Annotated in this window: 24 protein-coding genes; 21 read left to right on the forward strand and 3 right to left on the reverse strand. The window is 31.8% G+C overall.

The features are described 5' to 3' along the window. Positions 1 to 39 precede the first annotated feature (39 nt). From NZD85_RS05020 to NZD85_RS05100, 17 genes are all read left to right on the forward strand, one after another. Positions 40 to 567: a hypothetical protein gene (locus tag NZD85_RS05020; protein ID WP_260543898.1), complete on the forward strand. Its 528-nt coding sequence runs from the start codon at positions 40 to 42 to the stop codon at positions 565 to 567. Beyond that, the gene (locus tag NZD85_RS05025) at positions 564 to 1109 is read left to right on the forward strand and encodes an N-acetylmuramoyl-L-alanine amidase (protein WP_260543900.1); all 546 of its coding nucleotides are present in this window, start codon (positions 564 to 566) and stop codon (positions 1107 to 1109) included. Before NZD85_RS05020 ends, NZD85_RS05025 begins: the two co-directional genes overlap by 4 nt. Before the next feature lies 1 nt (position 1110). Further along, the gene (locus tag NZD85_RS05030; RefSeq protein WP_260543902.1) at positions 1111 to 1713 is read left to right on the forward strand and encodes a hypothetical protein; all 603 of its coding nucleotides are present in this window, start codon (positions 1111 to 1113) and stop codon (positions 1711 to 1713) included. 87 nt (positions 1714 to 1800) lie between these two features. Next, a complete protein-coding gene (locus NZD85_RS05035) occupies positions 1801 to 2013 on the forward strand; it encodes a hypothetical protein (protein ID WP_225542056.1) in 213 nt (70 codons plus the stop codon). Positions 2014 to 2076: 63 nt separating this feature from the next. Beyond that, positions 2077 to 2943, forward strand: a complete 867-nt coding sequence (locus tag NZD85_RS05040; protein ID WP_260543905.1) for a hypothetical protein — start codon at positions 2077 to 2079, stop codon at positions 2941 to 2943. An 85-nt stretch (positions 2944 to 3028) separates the two neighbouring features. Then, the gene (locus NZD85_RS05045; RefSeq protein WP_260543907.1) at positions 3029 to 3385 is read left to right on the forward strand and encodes a hypothetical protein; all 357 of its coding nucleotides are present in this window, start codon (positions 3029 to 3031) and stop codon (positions 3383 to 3385) included. A 1-nt stretch (position 3386) separates the two neighbouring features. Beyond that, positions 3387 to 3722, forward strand: coding sequence for a hypothetical protein (locus NZD85_RS05050; protein WP_260543910.1), 336 nt, complete (start codon positions 3387 to 3389; stop codon positions 3720 to 3722). Next, positions 3722 to 3943, forward strand: coding sequence for a hypothetical protein (locus tag NZD85_RS05055; protein WP_260543912.1), 222 nt, complete (start codon positions 3722 to 3724; stop codon positions 3941 to 3943). The genes NZD85_RS05050 and NZD85_RS05055 overlap by 1 nt, the downstream gene beginning before the upstream one ends. Then, on the forward strand, positions 3891 to 4214 hold the full coding sequence (locus NZD85_RS05060) for a hypothetical protein (protein WP_260543914.1): 324 nt from the start codon (positions 3891 to 3893) through the stop codon (positions 4212 to 4214). Before NZD85_RS05055 ends, NZD85_RS05060 begins: the two co-directional genes overlap by 53 nt. Then, entirely contained in the window at positions 4211 to 4858 is a 648-nt protein-coding gene (locus NZD85_RS05065; RefSeq protein ID WP_260543916.1) for a hypothetical protein, read from the forward strand. The genes NZD85_RS05060 and NZD85_RS05065 overlap by 4 nt, the downstream gene beginning before the upstream one ends. Next, a complete protein-coding gene (locus NZD85_RS05070) occupies positions 4833 to 6545 on the forward strand; it encodes a hypothetical protein (RefSeq protein ID WP_260543918.1) in 1713 nt (570 codons plus the stop codon). Before NZD85_RS05065 ends, NZD85_RS05070 begins: the two co-directional genes overlap by 26 nt. Before the next feature lie 571 nt (positions 6546 to 7116). Beyond that, complete coding sequence (locus NZD85_RS05075) at positions 7117 to 7341, forward strand: hypothetical protein (RefSeq protein ID WP_221854931.1); 225 nt, start codon at positions 7117 to 7119, stop codon at positions 7339 to 7341. Beyond that, complete coding sequence (locus NZD85_RS05080) at positions 7338 to 8714, forward strand: hypothetical protein (RefSeq protein ID WP_260543920.1); 1377 nt, start codon at positions 7338 to 7340, stop codon at positions 8712 to 8714. The genes NZD85_RS05075 and NZD85_RS05080 overlap by 4 nt, the downstream gene beginning before the upstream one ends. 4 nt (positions 8715 to 8718) lie before the next feature. Next, the gene (locus tag NZD85_RS05085; protein WP_260543922.1) at positions 8719 to 9666 is read left to right on the forward strand and encodes a DUF6712 family protein; all 948 of its coding nucleotides are present in this window, start codon (positions 8719 to 8721) and stop codon (positions 9664 to 9666) included. 1 nt (position 9667) lies between these two features. After that, positions 9668 to 10525: a hypothetical protein gene (locus tag NZD85_RS05090; protein ID WP_260543924.1), complete on the forward strand. Its 858-nt coding sequence runs from the start codon at positions 9668 to 9670 to the stop codon at positions 10523 to 10525. Continuing rightward, the gene (locus tag NZD85_RS05095; protein WP_260543926.1) at positions 10522 to 10977 is read left to right on the forward strand and encodes a hypothetical protein; all 456 of its coding nucleotides are present in this window, start codon (positions 10522 to 10524) and stop codon (positions 10975 to 10977) included. The genes NZD85_RS05090 and NZD85_RS05095 overlap by 4 nt, the downstream gene beginning before the upstream one ends. Before the next feature lie 3 nt (positions 10978 to 10980). Next, positions 10981 to 11358: a hypothetical protein gene (locus tag NZD85_RS05100; protein ID WP_260543928.1), complete on the forward strand. Its 378-nt coding sequence runs from the start codon at positions 10981 to 10983 to the stop codon at positions 11356 to 11358. A gap of 249 nt (positions 11359 to 11607) precedes the next feature. Here the strand turns inward: NZD85_RS05100 and NZD85_RS05105 are convergent, their stop codons facing one another. After that, positions 11608 to 12387, reverse strand: a complete 780-nt coding sequence (locus NZD85_RS05105) for an AbiU2 domain-containing protein (protein WP_260543930.1) — start codon at positions 12385 to 12387, stop codon at positions 11608 to 11610. Positions 12388 to 12450: 63 nt separating this feature from the next. On the opposite strand from NZD85_RS05105, the gene NZD85_RS05110 reads away from it, so the two are divergent. The 4 genes from NZD85_RS05110 to NZD85_RS05125 all read left to right on the forward strand — a co-directional run bounded on the left by NZD85_RS05110 (position 12451) and on the right by NZD85_RS05125 (position 17128). Further along, complete coding sequence (locus NZD85_RS05110; RefSeq protein WP_260543932.1) at positions 12451 to 13311, forward strand: S49 family peptidase; 861 nt, start codon at positions 12451 to 12453, stop codon at positions 13309 to 13311. Between the two features lie 20 nt (positions 13312 to 13331). Beyond that, the gene (locus NZD85_RS05115) at positions 13332 to 15476 is read left to right on the forward strand and encodes a hypothetical protein (protein ID WP_260543934.1); all 2145 of its coding nucleotides are present in this window, start codon (positions 13332 to 13334) and stop codon (positions 15474 to 15476) included. Between the two features lie 66 nt (positions 15477 to 15542). Continuing rightward, complete coding sequence (locus NZD85_RS05120) at positions 15543 to 16358, forward strand: hypothetical protein (RefSeq protein WP_260543936.1); 816 nt, start codon at positions 15543 to 15545, stop codon at positions 16356 to 16358. Positions 16359 to 16708: 350 nt separating this feature from the next. Then, positions 16709 to 17128 carry a hypothetical protein gene (locus NZD85_RS05125; protein ID WP_260543937.1) on the forward strand — a complete coding sequence of 140 codons (420 nt, stop codon included), beginning with the start codon at positions 16709 to 16711 and terminating at the stop codon, positions 17126 to 17128. Here the strand turns inward: NZD85_RS05125 and NZD85_RS05130 are convergent. Together NZD85_RS05130 and NZD85_RS05135 are read right to left on the reverse strand one after the other, a co-directional pair. Continuing rightward, positions 17112 to 17405 (reverse strand): hypothetical protein, encoded by a 294-nt coding sequence (locus NZD85_RS05130; protein ID WP_260543940.1) that lies wholly within the window; start codon positions 17403 to 17405, stop codon positions 17112 to 17114. The two genes, NZD85_RS05125 and NZD85_RS05130, sit on opposite strands and share 17 nt — an antisense overlap. 4 nt (positions 17406 to 17409) lie before the next feature. After that, on the reverse strand, positions 17410 to 18120 hold the full coding sequence (locus tag NZD85_RS05135) for a hypothetical protein (protein WP_260543942.1): 711 nt from the start codon (positions 18118 to 18120) through the stop codon (positions 17410 to 17412). Positions 18121 to 18142: the final 22 nt, after the last annotated feature.

Raw genomic sequence — 18142 nt, forward strand, 5'->3', positions numbered from 1 at the left:
ATATTTGAGTATTAAACATTTACTCAAATATCTTTTTTCATGAAAACGATTTTATCTTTTATACTCCTACAAATCGTCACAATTGCAGATGGCACCATCAAAGAGCGGTTACTGTCATCATCTATATTAGCAATTATTACCGCACCAATCGTTTACATTTTCGACAAATTATCCATTTGGACCATCGAAAATTCAACTTATATCACAATTGTTTGTGGTGCTATTTTAACAGATTGGTTCTTTGGATCAATCAAACATTTATTTTTTACCAAAACTTTCAGTTGGCGGGAAAACGCAGCAGGACTAACACTCAAAATATCTTTAGTAGTCGGAGGCGTTTTTTTGTTCGAATCATTTCATTTTATTCTGCAAGATGTTTCACTCATCGAACAAATGCTAAAAATTGTTACACGATTGGTTGTCTTTATTTATCCTGCAACTTCTGCATGGAATAACATGGCAATTGTGTCCAACGGGAAATTCCCTCCCAAAAAATGGTTAGAAAAAGTTGATGCTTTTTACAACAATCTCGATTTAAAAAAATTCCAAAATAAAAAAGAAGAATGAAAAAATATGCATTAGTAGTTGGTCATACATCAACAAAAGACAAAGGCGCATATTCAGAAAACTTGCAAATTTCTGAGTTCGATTTTAATCTGGAAGTTGCACAAGCAATACAAGCATTGTGTCCAGAAATGTTTGATTTATACACGCATACCGTACAAGATTATTACCAGCGTCAGAAAGGATTAGCATATAAACTGAATCAAAAGAAGTATGATGCTGTTTTCGAATTACATTTCAATGCAGCTTCTCCAATTGCTAATGGAACTGAGTGTTGCTATTATTTCGCTTCCAAAAAAGGATTAGTCATTGCTCAAGAAATATCATTAGCAGTTATGATAGAATTCAATACACGACTACGTGGAGATCAAGGTGCAAAACCTTTGGTAAATAAAAACGATCGTGGCTATTGGTTTACGTACTTACCAAAAGCTCCAGCTGTTATCATCGAATCGTTTTTCGGCAGTAACACAGTTGAATCTGAGAAATTCAGAGATATCAATCGATATGCAAAAACATTATTTAATGTAATAAAATCACTTTAATATGCACAGAACAAAAACAGCAAAAATTCTAATTTGTATCGGAATAGGATTAAATATTTTAAGTTGCTCCATTCGAAAAACGGACAAAGAAAAAGGACATGAAAAAATCCATTCCGAAATTTCGGAACAAACAAATTTGTCTGTAGATCAGGAACAATCAACGATTGAAAATTCTTTCATCGAAAGAAAAGATTATTCGAATTGGTTCAATTTTGATTACAAACCATTGTTTGATCAAAATGGTCAAATCATTCCGTTGATAATCGAACAAACAAAAAACGGACAAACAGAAAAACTCGTTATTTCTGGTGCAACTGTAACTGGAGGTCAAAACGATTCAAAACAATCAGAAGAAAAACGAACCCAAACGATTAATCGTTACATTTCAAACATTACATACAAATCTGATATAACGTATAAATCGGTTATCAATTACAAAACAGTTTTAAAAGAACGATTTTCATTTGGTCCACAATCGATTTATATCATTTGTTTATTAGGTATCACCATAGTTTGCGCTGTTTTAGCTTTCACTGGGCATTGGACATGGATACAAAATGTATTCAATAAAATCAAAAAATACTTTTCAAAAAGTAATAAATAGTTTCAATTTAAATAAGTTATCAAATCTATTAACGACATCAATTGTCGCAATTACAAAGTAGATTTACGATATTTAAACTCAACATACATGTTACTTGACGCCAAACAACAAAGCAAACCGCTAAATGATCTTACGAAAGAAGATAAAGACTTTATCTACCGTAATTTATTAACGCTTTTCATGGACTGGAATGGCAGTGATTCTGCTACGGACGAAAATCAGCGTGCCGATATACAAATGGCAGTCTTTTATTGCATTGGGTTATTAGATCAAGTAAAATCTAACGAAGCCGCTGAATAATCAGCGGTTTTTTTGTGTCAGCTTCTAATCGCTGTTTTCATCGGAAATTTAAATCAAAAACGTATGAAAACGGAGATTCTAAATATTATCAAACATCCAACTTTGGATCACCCAGAGAAATTCAACCAACTGTTTGATTTCTACAAAAAAAATCCATCAAAGGATCGCAACTTCGAATCTAATTTTAATCGCATTGGTTTTACTGAACATCAGTTTTCTAAATTGATTTACGAAGTAAAAAAAGTTTATAAAATTTCTGATTTAGAAGTTGTACAACACAAATTCAATGATAATTCTATTCGCAAACCTTGGGGATTTTGCGAAACTCCAGAAGAAAAATGCAATATGAATTATTGTGACGAAAATGGTTGTCAAAATCGTACAAGACATTTAGTTGAAGATTCAGAGTTGAACGAAAATATTAATAAAGAAACTCAAAATAACGAAGTTCCAATTCGTCAAGAATTTCCTTTCCTAAATTCAGAAGATTGTCCAGAAGAATTTAAAATTTTGGTCAATGATAAAATTACAGCCTATCATAAAATGGTAGCTGGTCGTGGTGCGTTAGACGATCCAAATACGCCAGAAGAACAACGTGCTGAAATTGCGCAAAGTGTTGCCGATGCTGATATGTTAAACTCATTGATATATGAAGAATTGAAATATTATCAAGAAACAGGAAAAATTCTTGGGAACCACGAAATCTTTGCTACGCACAACCTAAAAAAAGCAATTGAGAATATGACTGCCGAACAAAAGGCGCAACGCATCGAAACGTTGAAAGGTCAAATTCGTGTGGCTAAATCTGCCTTAACAAAAGCAGAAAAGAAAAAGGATACAGAAAAAGTAACCGACCTAAAAGCTAAAATAGAAGCGTTGGAACTGGAACGAAATCTTGTAATCAAGTCTTTAGAAAAAGCAAATAATTAAATCCTGCCTGTTTAAATATCTTTTTTTACTCATTTCCAACTTTGGCGATCACCTCAAAAAAGTTGGTTTTTAAAAACCAATTATCATGAATAAAGTATTTGAAATTTCGCCATTGACTGCATCAATTATTAAAAATTTTAGTTTAAACAATAAACAAATAACGAAGGTTTATTATAGTCGACAAAGGCAAAAAGATTTATTAGGTATTACTCAGTTAGCAATAGAGCAAATTCTAAAAATAAACAATCCATTGATAATTGCTCGTACGAAGAATAGATTAATCCTCCCTATAGATTTATTACATCATAAGCCAATGGTTCAAATTCCTAAATCAGCTATAGAACCTAAATCTGTTGTAAAAAACTATGTAGAAGAAATTAAAAATTCTATTCCAAAAAATACTATCCAAAAGTTATTTCATAATTATCTAATTCTTAATTAACATGAAAAACATTCAATCAATTATAGATAGATTAGAAAATATAAATGCTAATCTCCAAAATCCTTTAATGCCAACAGAAATTTCTGTTGAAGCACTTAAGGATATTATTCCAGAAGTTATTAATGACTTGAAAACATTAAACAAAGACATTTTTATATCTGTTAATAATGAAGTTTACAACAAAAAACAAATTACAGATGCTTGGGATGTTTGGTTAAATGATTATCTACAAAATCCAGATGAATTTGAAGAAATTGGTACTAAACAAGCCACTGGTGAAAATTCATTAAAGGGATTAATTTATTACTTAGAAAAGTCTTTTGAAGAAAATAAGTAATGCAAAATCTAACTGATTTACATAACGCTATTTCAGCCATCGAAGATTTTAGTCATTCTTCACAATTACCCTATCCAGAAGATGTCAAACAAATGATGTTGAGAGAGGAATTTCCAAAATTAGTCCAACAACTCCGAGAAGCATTCGAAAACCTAAAACCAAAAGAAAATGTCAACGCCATTCCACGAAAATCCGCTTTTCCTATCCGAGGAACAATATGAACAACTTGAAAAATTAGCAGGTGCACAATTCTCATTGCGTCGTATTGCGCAATTATTAGATGTTAACGAAGATATCTTTATCACCTTAGCAAATACAAAAGGAACACGCGTCTACGACTGCATAAACCGTGGTCGAATGGCTGTAGAATATTCTATCAACAATGCGATGATAGAAAAAGCAGCAAAAGGCGATACATCAGCAAATTTTCAGTTCGAAAAAAGCAAAGAATCTCGTAGAGTTGACGAAATAAGAAAACACTTTTTTGGATGAAAACAGAAAATATAACATTAGAAGATATTTATGATTTCATCGATTGCAAGTATGGTCCAGATGATATCATTCCAGCACATAAACAACCTATTTTAAATCATCTCGAATTATTAGACAAAATTCGAGCAATGCATTTGCGCATTGAGCAATATGGTAGCGAAGATCATATCGTTCAACATTTAATTACTGCCGAAGGTTTATCGCGCTATTTAGCCAAAAAATATTATAACCAAGCGTTAGAATTTTTCTATTGCGAAAATGAAATTTCCAAATCGGCATGGCGAAATATTATTGCTGATAAAATGGAACGTGGAATCAATGCAGCGATTATGGCAGCAAAAGACACGAAAGATTTTGTGGCTGCAACTAAACTATGGATAGAAGTTGCCAAAATTCGTGAATTAGATAAAGCCGATCCACCACAGCTTAATCCAGAAGCCGCAGGAAGAATGTTTGCTATTTATTCCTATGATCCAAAACAATTAGGATTAGATACTATTCAGGATAACGAAAAAGTACGCCAATTTATCGATTCTTTAGAAGGTATTACCGAAAAAGAAAAAGAACTGGCTTACGAAGAAGCAATGTTAAAACCTTTAAAACTATTCCCAAATAAACATGAGGACGTTCGCAAATCTGATTGATGATCCGTTAGTGGAAGGTCGATTTGCATCGTGGCTAAAAATGCGAATTGATTTAATCGCTCCAAAAAATCTTGATATAATTTCAGGACGTGCCACAGCCAAATCCTCTGATATATTAGCTGAACGTTCTATTCGTATTTCGGAAGATATGGCACGTGCTTATTTTGCATGGGTAGCTGATACTTATGAAAATGCAATTGGTAATGTTCGTGATGCCTTAATAGAAGGTTGGAACCGTAAAGGTTGGGTAGAAGGTGTGCATTATGTGTTGGACGAAAGGCCACCAGCACATTTCGAAAAACCATACAAGTCTCCAAAAGACTTTCAGCATACAATGTCGATTTACAATGGCTGCTTTTTCAAAATCGTTTCTTTGGCTCAACCATCTTCTGCGGCAGGTAATTCCTACCAACATCTATTTGGTGACGAAGTAAAGTATTTTGATGATAAGAAAATCGCAAAGTTATTCCCTGCAATTCGTGGAGAATATACCAATTTCGGTGATTCTGTTTATTATCGAGGACATTCATTCACAACCGATATGCCAAATCCAATGCACAAAGAATATGATTGGATTATGCAACAGGAAGAAAATATGGATGTGGAGCAAATAAAATTAATTTTGAATTTATCACATCTGATTAATGAAGATAAAAAGAAATTATTCAAAGCATACAAAAATCGTGATGATTTAGCCGTTCAACGTATCCAAAAAAGAATTGTAAAATATACTATTGCATGGAGACGTGCGCGTAAAGATTCTACCTACTTTGCAATTGGATCATCTTTGGCCAATTTACAAATCTTAACCTTAGGTTACTTCGAAGATTCGTTGAAAACATTAGGTATAGAAGAATTTAAAACCTCTATTCTATCTTTAAAACCAACGATTCCACAAGGCGCAATGTTTTACGCTTATTTGGGTCCACACCATTTTTTTGACGATGGTTTACGCGAAGATTTCCTTTCAAATTATACCTTGAAAGAAGAATTCAATCCCTTAGCAAAACATATCAAAAAACCATATTACGACAAAAAACAACCTATATCTGCAGGAATGGATTTTGGAGATATGATCAGTATGGTAACAGGTCAAGAAAATAAAAATTACATTTATGCATTAAGAAATTTCTTTACCCTTCCACCAGAAAGTACAGCACAAATAGCGGCTAAATTTGTAGATTTCTATGATGGACACGAAAAACGTATCTTAAACTTGTATTATGATCGTTCAGGAAATCAATACGAACAAGTCAATAGAGATTGGGCAACAGATGTTAAAACTTCCATTGAAGAATATTCTTCAAAAATTGGTCAAAAATGGAAAGTGAATTTGATGTCAAAAAATCAAGCGACCATCTACCAGGACGAAGAATATTATTTTATGACAAAATGGTTGAACGAAGGTATTGCAGGAATTCCAACATTGCGTATATATCGTAAGTTCAACAAAGAGTTAAAATCATCATTGGAGATTACGAAAGTCATCACCAAAAAAGATGTAAAAGGAAAAACAAAAATCCATAAAAATAAAACATCTGAAAAATTAGCAATGCATCTTAGACCGATGTATTCAACCAACTTTTCAGATGCTTTTAAATATTGGATTATGCGCCGAGATTGGAGATCAACTGCAAGTTCAAGAATTAGCACTTCTACAACATTTATTGATACAGAAATCATATAAAAATTGTATCTTTACAGCATAGAATTTTAATTTTAGCGGATTAAAATCTTACTAAATTTTAACCTTCAAATATGCCAGTATTTGGAGGTTTTTTTTTGTGGCTAAATAATTCACTTAAATTACTTAGAATAAGTCTAAACAACTTACTTTTGATATGAAAAACTTTAAAAAATACACTTCAAATAAAACCTAAAAAAGCTAATCAATTCAAAATCAATCAAATTTCGATTTTTCAAAAAAATAAAAAAGTTGACTGAGGACAAGCACACCGACCCGCTCAGTCCTTGATTTCGACGTTGAAAGGCTCAAAAAAAATGAGAAATATGACAACTCGTCTGTATACCTTACTATCAGAGGGATTAACGATTTTCGAAATTCTAAAATTTTACTTTTTTCTTAAAAAATATAAAAAATCACATTAAATTAATAATACAAATACTCTGAAACCCTTTATATCAGAGGGTTTAAAATAAATTTCAATCATACTGATATAAACTTGTGTCAATAATCTTGTGTCAATACCATGCGATATTTGATTATGAACATTCATTACATGACTGCTATACGTAGGATGAAACAGTTCACTGATCATGAAATAGAATTCAGTATTGAATTCATAACGTTGAAAGGTGAAAGAAAAGTTATCCAACGTGCAACGTTAAACAAAGGCTATCGAAATGATCAATCTAAAAAAGCAAAGTTTTTAGTTGCTTACAAAGATTTAGATACCAATGAGAATAGACAGTTCCATCGTTCATTGTTAATGAAGTTCAACGAAGCAAACGTTTACTTATGATACAAACATTAGAACACGAAGATGCATTGTTGATGTACAATGACATGGGTGCGGTAACATTCTCTACTATGAATGATCCTCGTGGTGAATCTGCGAAGGATGTTCGCACCAAAGATTCTTTGGAATGGAATAACTCATTACTTCAATTAGAAGATTATTACATCTATCAATATGGCGATGGAAATAATCTACCAACTGTTATTCGTGATATTATTCAAAACAATTACATCGCACCTGGTTTACTGTCAAAGAAGAAGAATCTTTTATGGGGACAAGGTCCACGATTGTATCGTGAAGTATTTGATGGTAACGAACTAATCAGAGAATGGGCAACAGACAAAGAGATCAATCATTGGTTAGATCATATAGACGCAAATACTGAAATCAATAAGTTAGCAACTGATTACAACCACATGGAAGCGTGTGTATCAAAGTATGAATTGAATAAAGGTAGTTTGTTCGGTAATTCATTTATTACATCTATTGATCACATTCCAATCAATAAAGCACGCAAAGGTTTATTAACAACACGGTATTTAGCTGGTGAAAAAGAACCCACACATTGTGTCGTTTCAGAATCATTTGCCAATCAATATCACAACGATTCTACAGCCAAAGTATATAATCTTTACAATCGAAAAAATCCTTTTGCATCTAAAAATAGTATTGTTTATTCCAACGAATATACATTCGGAATTGATATTTATACAGTTCCAGATATCTTTGGTTCGTTAGAATGGTTAAAGACATCTACTGCTACACCACTTATCTTACAAGCATTCACAAAGAACTCGATCAACTTAAAGTTTCATGTTCAATCACCACAGAAGTATTGGGATGACAAAGAAAAAAAGTTAAAAGATTATTGCGATGTAAAAGGTATCGAGTATAAAGATTCGATGTTGCAAGAATATCGCAGAAAGTTATTTCAACAAATTACAACAGTTCTATCTGGTGCCGACAATTCTGGAAAAATGTGGCATACCATTAAACTATACGATGATAATGGCACTGATTTAAAAGAATTTGGATGGGAAATAAAAGCCATTGATCAGAATGTAAAAGATTTTATCGAAGCACAAATTGCAGTTTCTCAACGTGCCGATTATGCAGTTGGTTCTGGAATTGGAATTCATTCTGCTTTAGGAAACATTTCACAAACTGGTAAATCAGATTCAGGAAGTGAACAATTATACGCGCACCAAACGCATTTGAACACGAACGTTACAATTCCTGAAATGATTACATTAAAAGCATACAACGAAGCTATTCGTGCCAATTTCCCTGGTACAGATTTACGCTTAGGATTTTATCACGTTGGCGTAAAACGTCAACAAGACATCACTCCATCAGAACGAATGATTAATAAATAATCTTATGAAATTACTATTCAACAATAGCGAGGAATTAAAACAATATCTACCTTATATTGATTCAGATATTACGTTCGAAAATATAATTTTAGATGCCAATGCAGCAACTAAGAATATCATCAAATTAATTGGTCAGAAATTATACGATAACATTTTCGAATTCAAAGAAGTTGATGAACAGGAAGAATTAGTCACAGCAGTTGCCTATCCTATTGCTGTCGATGCTTATCGTAATTATGTTATCAATAATGATGTTGCGCATACCAATTCAGGTCGTAGAATGCGAGTTTCAGAACATGAAAAGCAAGCATTCGAATGGATGATAGATCGTGACAACAAACAATTAGAAAAACGATATTACAAAGCCTTAGATAATTTGATTGAAGTCTTAGACGAAAAGAATCCTATCATTGAAAATGAAATTAAATGGAAAAATTCAGAAGAATATAAAAAAACATTTTATCCATTATTCAGAACTACAGAAGAATTCAACGAATATTTCGAAATTGAATCTCGATACTTACTAATCAAATTAATTCCTGGGATTAAAAAATGCATTCAAGAAGAAATCATTCCAAGATTCACAAGTTCTAAATGGTCCGAATATTTCGAAGCCTTAAAAACGAACAAACCAGTACCAAATAAAACAGTTCTGTATCATGTAAAAGCTGCATGTGCCTATTATGCTTTATCATGGGCTTCTACTCGACTTTCAGCAACTATTTTCCCAGAAGGAATTTTACAAAATTTTGTGGCTGAAAATCAAACTTCACAAGCAAAAAAAGTACCTGAAACCAATCAATTTGGAGTGCTGAAAGTTACTTTTGAAAAAGATTATAAAATAGAACTTTCTAAAATCGAAAGCCTTTTAAAACCAAAACCAATCAAAACAAATGAGTGTGTCGATTACGATTTTGGCATGAATGAAAATGATAAAATAATTGATATTTAAGATGAAAGAAATATATTTTGGTCACGAGAAAAAAGTTTATTTTCCGGAGAATTTAAACGAATGTAATTCGCGCGAATACATTGAAATTTGTCGATTAGCTTATGCGTTTCATACCAAACAGATAGATTGGAATCAATTCTTATCTAACGCTGTTTATGCAATTTTAAACGTAAAACCTACCAAGAAAATCAGAACGGCTGCAGAAGATTTGGACCATTGGAATAACATTGCTTATTTATCACAATTTGTCGAATCATTTTTTGAAATTGATCGCGAAACAAATTCCGTTCAATTAATCAATCATTTGGGTGAACGTAAAATCACAAATTTCAGATATTGGGTGACGAATTATCATGCTCCTTTAGATGGTTTCATCAAAAATACATACGGACAATGGGAAGATGCAGTCGAAATTATATTAGACCATTTTCAATACCCAGACGAAGATAATATGTACAAAGTTTTGGCAATATTTTTCTTGCCAAAAAACGAAAAGTACAACAAAGAAACTTCATTAAAACGTGTAGAGAAATTCAAACACATTGATATCGGAATTGTGTACGGATTCTTCCTTCATGTTACAGCATTTATGAATTATCTAAATTCTGCATCCGTATTCATTTCGGGTCAAGAAATTGACTTATCTATCATCTTTGATAATGAACTAAATTCTTACGAATCGCCACGTCCAGGTATTGGAATAAAAGCCACTGCCTACATGATGGCAGAATCTGGTGTATTTGGTAATTACGAACATGTACGAAATTCTAACTTATGGGATGTATTAGTTCGCATGTACGATGTAACGAAAAAGGCTATTGATTTACAAGATCAACAAAAACAACAATCTTCATCATGATAAATATTGGACGATTATTCGAATTAGGAATCGAAATTCAGCACGCAAATTTGGGTGTAAATTCCTTTAAAATGACACAAGACGAATCAGAAGTTGTGGCAAACTTACAATCTCACAAAGTAACAGATAATCATTTGTTAGTGATTATGATTCCTTCTATGGATAGTAAAAAATCTGATTCTGTAGATAATATTCAGTTCCGGAACTTGATGCAGTTTTTAGTTTTGGAAAAACGTGATCCTAAGTTGCCAAAAAACAACCAGGAAGATATGTTCATTTACAAGCGAACGCAAGAAACCTTGAATAATATCTTAGAATACTTTTTCCAACATTTTGATGATGATGATTCTAATTGCGAAATGTTCAGAAAGTTAGATGTATCATCCTTCGAAATTGATCCAGTAAAAGGCGTTAGCGATTGTTTTGGTTGGAGTTGGTCCTTTAATTTCTAATCGATGAATCTTATCGAAAAGCGTCGAGATAACGCAGATCATGTTCTCAAAAAACGATTTATAAAACGTGTATTGTCAACAGAAGGAAATTCTATTCTGAAAATGCAACGTGAATTAATAAATGAAAATGATTTTAAAAATCCCAACTTCAATAATTTATCATTAGAAGTATCCGATTTTCGTGCAACAATCTCATTGGTAAAATTGCACCGATTTGTAGATATGAAAACGCGAAAATCCAAGAATGGAATTGTCAAAAAGAAAAATTATCCTATTTACAACAAAATAATCTTTGGACACCTAAATAACATCATCAAAGAAATATCATTTGGTTACACAGATACAGTCATTGAAGAAATGAAGAAATTGGAAAATAATTAATAGATTAGAGAAATTTTTAGAATTAACAACGTTAGATAATTGGTAATTATTATGGGAGATTTAGGATACAAAGAAATTATAGTGCTTGTTATTGGAGCTATAATTGTTTTAGCTGTTTTATTAGCTTTAGTACTTTTGATAATTTACTTGATAAAAAAACTTAGAAAATAAACAACGTTATGATAGAATTTCTATCAAAATGAAACTTTAAAACAAAAGCACTCTTTTTTAAGAGTGCTTTTTTACTATTTAGAAAGGCAATTTTGGGAGATATTTTGAATACTCATCTTGTAATTTTTTTAACTCATTCGCATAATCAATATCTTTATCATTACTCTTAATTAAACTCTCCATTTCATCATATAAGATAGATTTTAAACATAAAATTGAAAAATAATTATTTTTACCTTCATAATATTTTCTATCTTTTTCTATATTATAATATCTATTTTCAAAACGTCCATCTTTTTCTTTTAATTCTACATAAAAACATTCACAACAATGATAAACTATATCTGAAATTACATCTAAAATATCCCATAAATATTGCCATGGAATACTAACATCAATATCTTTTAATTTTATTCTTTCCTTTGCTTCATCAAAATGCGCATAAAGTTTATGTCGTTGTAATTTTATTTTTTTCTTCACACCATCATCAATCAAAGCATACCTCTCTTTTAAAAAATTAATGTCTGGATCTTTTATTAAATAGCTATAAAAAATATTTTCTTCAAAATCCTTAATTAATGATTTTATAGAATTTTTATCAATATTAGATTCTGAAGTTAATTTATATAAGTTTATGATAAAATAAGCAGTTAGGCTATTATTAGTTGTTTGAATTGCATCGCCGGTATTATATGAAAAATCTTTTGCTTGAATATTTTGTAAAAATATTTTACTGTTTTTAAAAGCATATAATTCATCTATTATATATAATTTATCTTTTAATGATCTACTAAGTTCTTCTACAGATTTCTTCTCATGATAATTTGTGGGTATTATCTTTTTTTTCTTTTTATTCATATCGATTAATGCGTCAGTAATCTTCAAATATAATGAAATTAAATTGCCTTCAAATACTACAAAATGAAGGTATTATTCGAATTACAAAACGGCCTTTGGGCATTCGATTTACATAGCGCAAAATATTACTCAAAAATAGCTTCTCAATTTTTAGAAGGACAATTCAATGCTAAAACGTTTGGAGAAAAACCAGAAGCTATTAGCTACTTAGCCAACGAATATGGCGAACAAATTACCAAAGAAAACAACAAGCAAAATTCTACCTATGCGGTTGTTGAATTAATTGGTCCAGTAACGTTATACGATACATGTTACAATTATGGTGCTGAAAGTATCGCAAATCGCCTTAACAAATACAACAACGACGATTCTGTAAAAGGAATAATCCTAAAAACAAATACACCTGGTGGAGCTGTAGCGGCAATCAATCCTTTTATTGAGTTTGCAGCCAAAAAGAAAAAGCCAGTTGTTGCTTTATGCGATCAAGCATTGTCTTTGGGTGAATGGGCAACAGATGTTGTGGCAGATCATAAAATGGCATCAAATAACATTAGTGCACGCTTTGGTTCTATCGGCGTTGTGGCGAATTTCTACAATTATGCAAAAGCATTAGAATTAGCAGGAATCGAAGAACACGAAGTCTATGCAGACGAATCCGATTACAAGAACAAAGCAATTTTAGAAGCATTGAACGGAGATTACAAACTAATCAAAGAAGAATATCTAAATCCGTTGGCAATTCAATTTCAGAACGCTGTAAAAGCTTCTCGACCAAATTTAGATCAGTCAGTAGAAGGAATTCTAAACGGACGAACATTCAACGCAGACGATGCCAAAAAATATGGTTTAATCGATAGCATTGGAACAATGCAAGACGCTATCGAAATGATTGATGTGCTTTTCGAAACAAAATATAATAATTAATAATCAAATCCTTTATTCCCATGAAATTTAATTGGATCAAAATGAAATCTTCTTACGAATGGTTAAAGAAAACTTTAGCCGTTGAGAAAATAGAAGTAAAAGATAACGAAATCGTTTTGTCGCAAGATCAACGCGAGAAAATCGAACAAGAATTAGGTGCTGAACAATCGGCAATCTTATTCGAGAAAATGAATGCTGAACTTAAAAATTCTGAACAAGCAACACAAGCGGCGACAGAATTAGCAGCAGTTTTAGCAGAAATCAATGCAGATATTAATGCAACGGACGAAGGTGCTGAAAATGCAGAAGCAACCGATACACCAATCGAAGCACAAGCAACAGCAACTATCAGACGTTTACAAACAGAAAATGCACAAATGTCATCACAACCTATCGGAGATTCTCCAGAAGCAATTTATCAACATGCTGTTAATTTAGCACCTTATGGAGCGAAAGCATTACCACGCCATACAGCAACTCATTTATTTGGTCAGAATTTCGAATGGCAAGCTGTCGAAAATCGTCCATGGAATCAACGTGCATTAAGTGGTTCAGCATCAGCAACGGAATGGAACAAAGATAACATTCCAGTATTACAAGGCGATTTAGAACATTTTGTTCGTCAAAATCCAACCGTTTTAGTTACTTTCTTTAACGAATTCGAAGGTTTACCTGCAGAATGGAGTTCTACACCAGGTGTTAAAGATCGTATCACAACAGCATCTATTACATTTGGCGAAGTAACACAAGCGCGTTCTAACACGTGGGGTGCAAAAGGTGGCTTCAAAATTTCAGTTGAAGTTGGTCAAGTTTTCGCTAAGAAAATCGATTTAGAATTTTCAGGAACAAAGCTTCAAACCTTAGAAAATACATGGTTAGCAAACATTCATAACATGAGTGGTTCTCATCCTTGGAAAATGTCGTTCATCGGTTGGATTCTTTCAGAAGCTATCAAACAACGCATGTTAGAGGATAGAAATGCACAAATCAATGGTATTTATGTTCCTACACCAGATAATAGAATCGGTAATGCAGTGAATGCACAAGATGGATTATTAATTCAATTGTACAGAGCGTTGCATACGCGAAAAATCTTACGTGCATTTGCATTAGGTGCTCCAACAGTAGAGAATATTGTCGATTATGTTGATAGATTAATCTCGTTAGTTCCAGAAGAATACATCAAACTTCAAGGTTTAGAAATCGGAATGGCGGCGAAATGGAAATTAGCTTATCAACAAGCATTGGGAAGTTCGCAAGTTGTAGTTTACGAGAAAGATCGTGGCATCTTCAAATCAACAATTGAGCATGTAAAAGATAGACCAAATATCAAATTGCAAGCGGTTCCAGATATGGTAAATTCTGACTTTATGTACTTAACTTTATCAAAGAATATTGATCAGTTAAGCTACTTACCAGAAGAAGCAAATCAATTTACAATTGGTCATGACAAACGTGATACTTGGGCGTTTGCAGATTACAAAATTGGTATTCGTTTACAATACATCGGAATAAAACTTTCGAAAGCACATGCAAACAAATATGCAGATCAAGTAGTCTTTACGAACGACATGCCAATCTTTGGTCAAGATGTTTCTTTCCCTGCGTACGACAACGAATCTGGTGTTCTTAAAATGTACTACACACACGCTAAAATTGATAAAGAGTTCAAAACGGATATTTCTGAAATTACAGATGTTCAACCAGGACAAATTATCAAAATTACAGGTAACACAGGATTAGGTGTAGATGCAAAAGTTCTTGATGGTGCTGATATCGAATTAACTTCTGATTTCAGTTTAAAATCAGGCGGTACATTAACATTAATCGTCCAAGCTGATGGTAAATTGAAGGAATTGAAGCGTACAGAATCTGCACCAACAATTTCGGACAAAGTAACATTTGACAATACTGCAATTGATGCAGCCAATGCAACAGAATTTGTATTTGATGGTGCCGAAGCTAAAGCATTAGGACAAATCATCAACGGTGTAGAAGGTAAACAAATTACCATTTACGGAAATGATACAGCAGAATTGACTGTTTCTAAAAACGAACAAATTGCTATTGCAGCAAATGTTGTGCTAAAAACAGCTGATGACTTTATCACATTAGCATTTGTTGAAGGTGCTTGGTACGAAGTTTCAAAACAAGTAACTACCTAAAATCATATAAGTAACTGCTAAGGCAGTTACTTTTCTTAACGTTTAATCAAACAAAAAATATTGACAATGCGTCCAAACTTAAATAAACCAGAAGGTAAATCACCAGGTGGTCCTTCTAATTTCAAAAAAGAAATCATCTTAATTGCGACAGAAGATATTTTAAAATATCCAGATCGTGACGAAAACAATATCCGTATGATTGGAGATTATGTATTGAAGGCAAACGCTAAAATGCATACATTTTACCATACAGCAGCAAAAGCAGACGGTTCATGGGAATCAACTGGAGAACCTGATGCATTTTCACGTGAACCAAAATTCGTGGCACAACATCCAGGTGATGAAATTGAAGCTTTAGAATTCTTCGAAAAATGGACTGGTGTAGATTGTGTTATTTTAATTGGAAATTGCGGTCGCCCTGGTTATAAGGTAGAAGGAACATCTTGCGTACCAATGCAATTAGTTCCAAGTTTCACAGGAAATAACGACGGTACTTTCTTTACAGTAACTTTTCAAGGAGACGGTAAAACATCTCAATTCCCTGGATATTACGAAGGAAACTTAACGTTTGCTGATCCTGTAAAAGTAGCATCAAATACTGTTACAGTAGATGGTGAAGTTGGTAAAATTGTTCAATTACCATCTGCCGATACTACAGCTGAAATTTCATTTACTGCCTTAAACAATTTAAAACACAATGATCGTGTGACGTTAATTGGTGGCGGTGGAGATGATCCATATACATTAGCAAATGGAGGAACTGGGACAGTAGTAACATTGAAAAATGGTACATCTTGGACTTCCTTAGAAAATGCGACAATTACGCTTCGATACTTCGATGCTGGAGCAACTAAGTATTTGATTGAAGAAACCAGAAAGTAATTTTTTTCATATAGTATTTTGATTGGTTTTTAAATCCACTTCTTTTTATAAGGAGTGGATTTTTTATTGTAAAAATTAGTTATAAACTTATAAATAAAACCCTTTCATAATAAATATGAAAGGGTAATAAGATTATTCCTTGAACCATCAAGTCAATGGTTGGAATCGAACCAACTTTCTCTTACCAAATCTCAATAAACGAGCAGAATCGAACTGCATTTGATATACAAAAAGAATCGAACTTTTTATATTTCCCTTTTTGAAAATGTATATTTAACAAATATAATAAATAAATTCTTTCTTAAATTTACAGGTATTAAAATAACTAATCAGTTGTAAATGTTTTAAAAATGAAAACCACTAACATCATAAAAGCAGAATCAACCTATTACGACGATGAAGAGGAAACTAATATTAGAATCGTTTCATTGAATTTAATTGACTTTAATAAGAGATTTGAAACTGATATTGTACTTTATTATGAAGATGAGTATTTTACACCTTATGAGAAATCCGATTTAGCAGATTACTTTATTTCTACTATTCCAGATTTACTTTTCATGGCACACAATCCATTTTGTAATGAAATAGAAGAATGGAAATCTTGGATTTCATGGAGAAAAGAAGAAAGAGAAAAGTTATTTATACCTTCAGAAATTGAACGATTTAACAAACGAAATATTGAATATTGTCCAATTGGAATTACAGATATACAAGAAACAATGGATTTCGTTAAATATGAAGTAAATAAACTTATTTTACATCTTTAGCCTCCCAAATAAAAAGCCATTTATCTCCTTTATTTTTAAGAGTAAAATCAAGATGTAAAAGTTCTTTTCGTTTTTTATATATTTTCTTAAAATTCGCTTCTGATAAGTTTTCAACTTGAAAGAAAATCATTTTAATCTTTCCATATTTTTCAATTTTATAGACGAAGTTTGACATAACATCACGATCTTTTATCCATATCTGAATATTTTCACTAGATCGTGGTTCAATCCATTTTAATAATGAAAAAATTTTATCTGTATCATTCGATGAAATCATAGAATTAAATAGAATTAGAAATAAGATTAATCCCTTTTGATATAATTTCTTTAATCATACTTTTTTTAGCTTCATCCATAAATTCTTTTATTACTGCAGGTCCTTGTTTAGCTAATTGTGCATAAATAAAAAATATTTTTTGTAGAATCCACATTTGTGTTTTGATTGATAAATTATTACGAACATCTTGAATATCATCTTCTATAATATCTATGTCTTCTACATTATTATCAGTTCTAATTTTCTGAACATTTTCACTAAGTTTTTCTAAATAAAAATCTAATTGTAATATTTGTTTTGTCGTAAAAGGTTTAGTATCACTATAAGTTGAAAGTTGAAATTCCTCTTCAAATTCTTCTTGAAAAGCAGATAAAAATGGATCATCAAAAACTGATTTGACTTCATAATAATCCTGAATCATTTTGACCCATTTTTCAAAATATTTAGATAAATGTTCTTGAAGAATATTCATACTAATTGGCGCTACAGAATGCTCGTAACCAGGAGTGAATGAAATTGTGGCAACTAACTTCCCATTTCCTTCATTTTTTAAATCTGATGTAGCAAAATAAAAATTAGAATCATTCAATATATCCTTAACTGTTAAAACAAAACGATCAGACGTATTTTTGTCAATAGTAAATAGTTTACCATTCAAATCTGTATATGGTTCTAAAATTTTTAATAATGCTAATGATATATTTTCTTTTTTCATAAAGTATTTTTTGTAAATATAT

Source organism: Empedobacter stercoris, from assembly GCF_025244765.1.
GTDB classification, from domain to species: domain Bacteria; phylum Bacteroidota; class Bacteroidia; order Flavobacteriales; family Weeksellaceae; genus Empedobacter; species Empedobacter stercoris.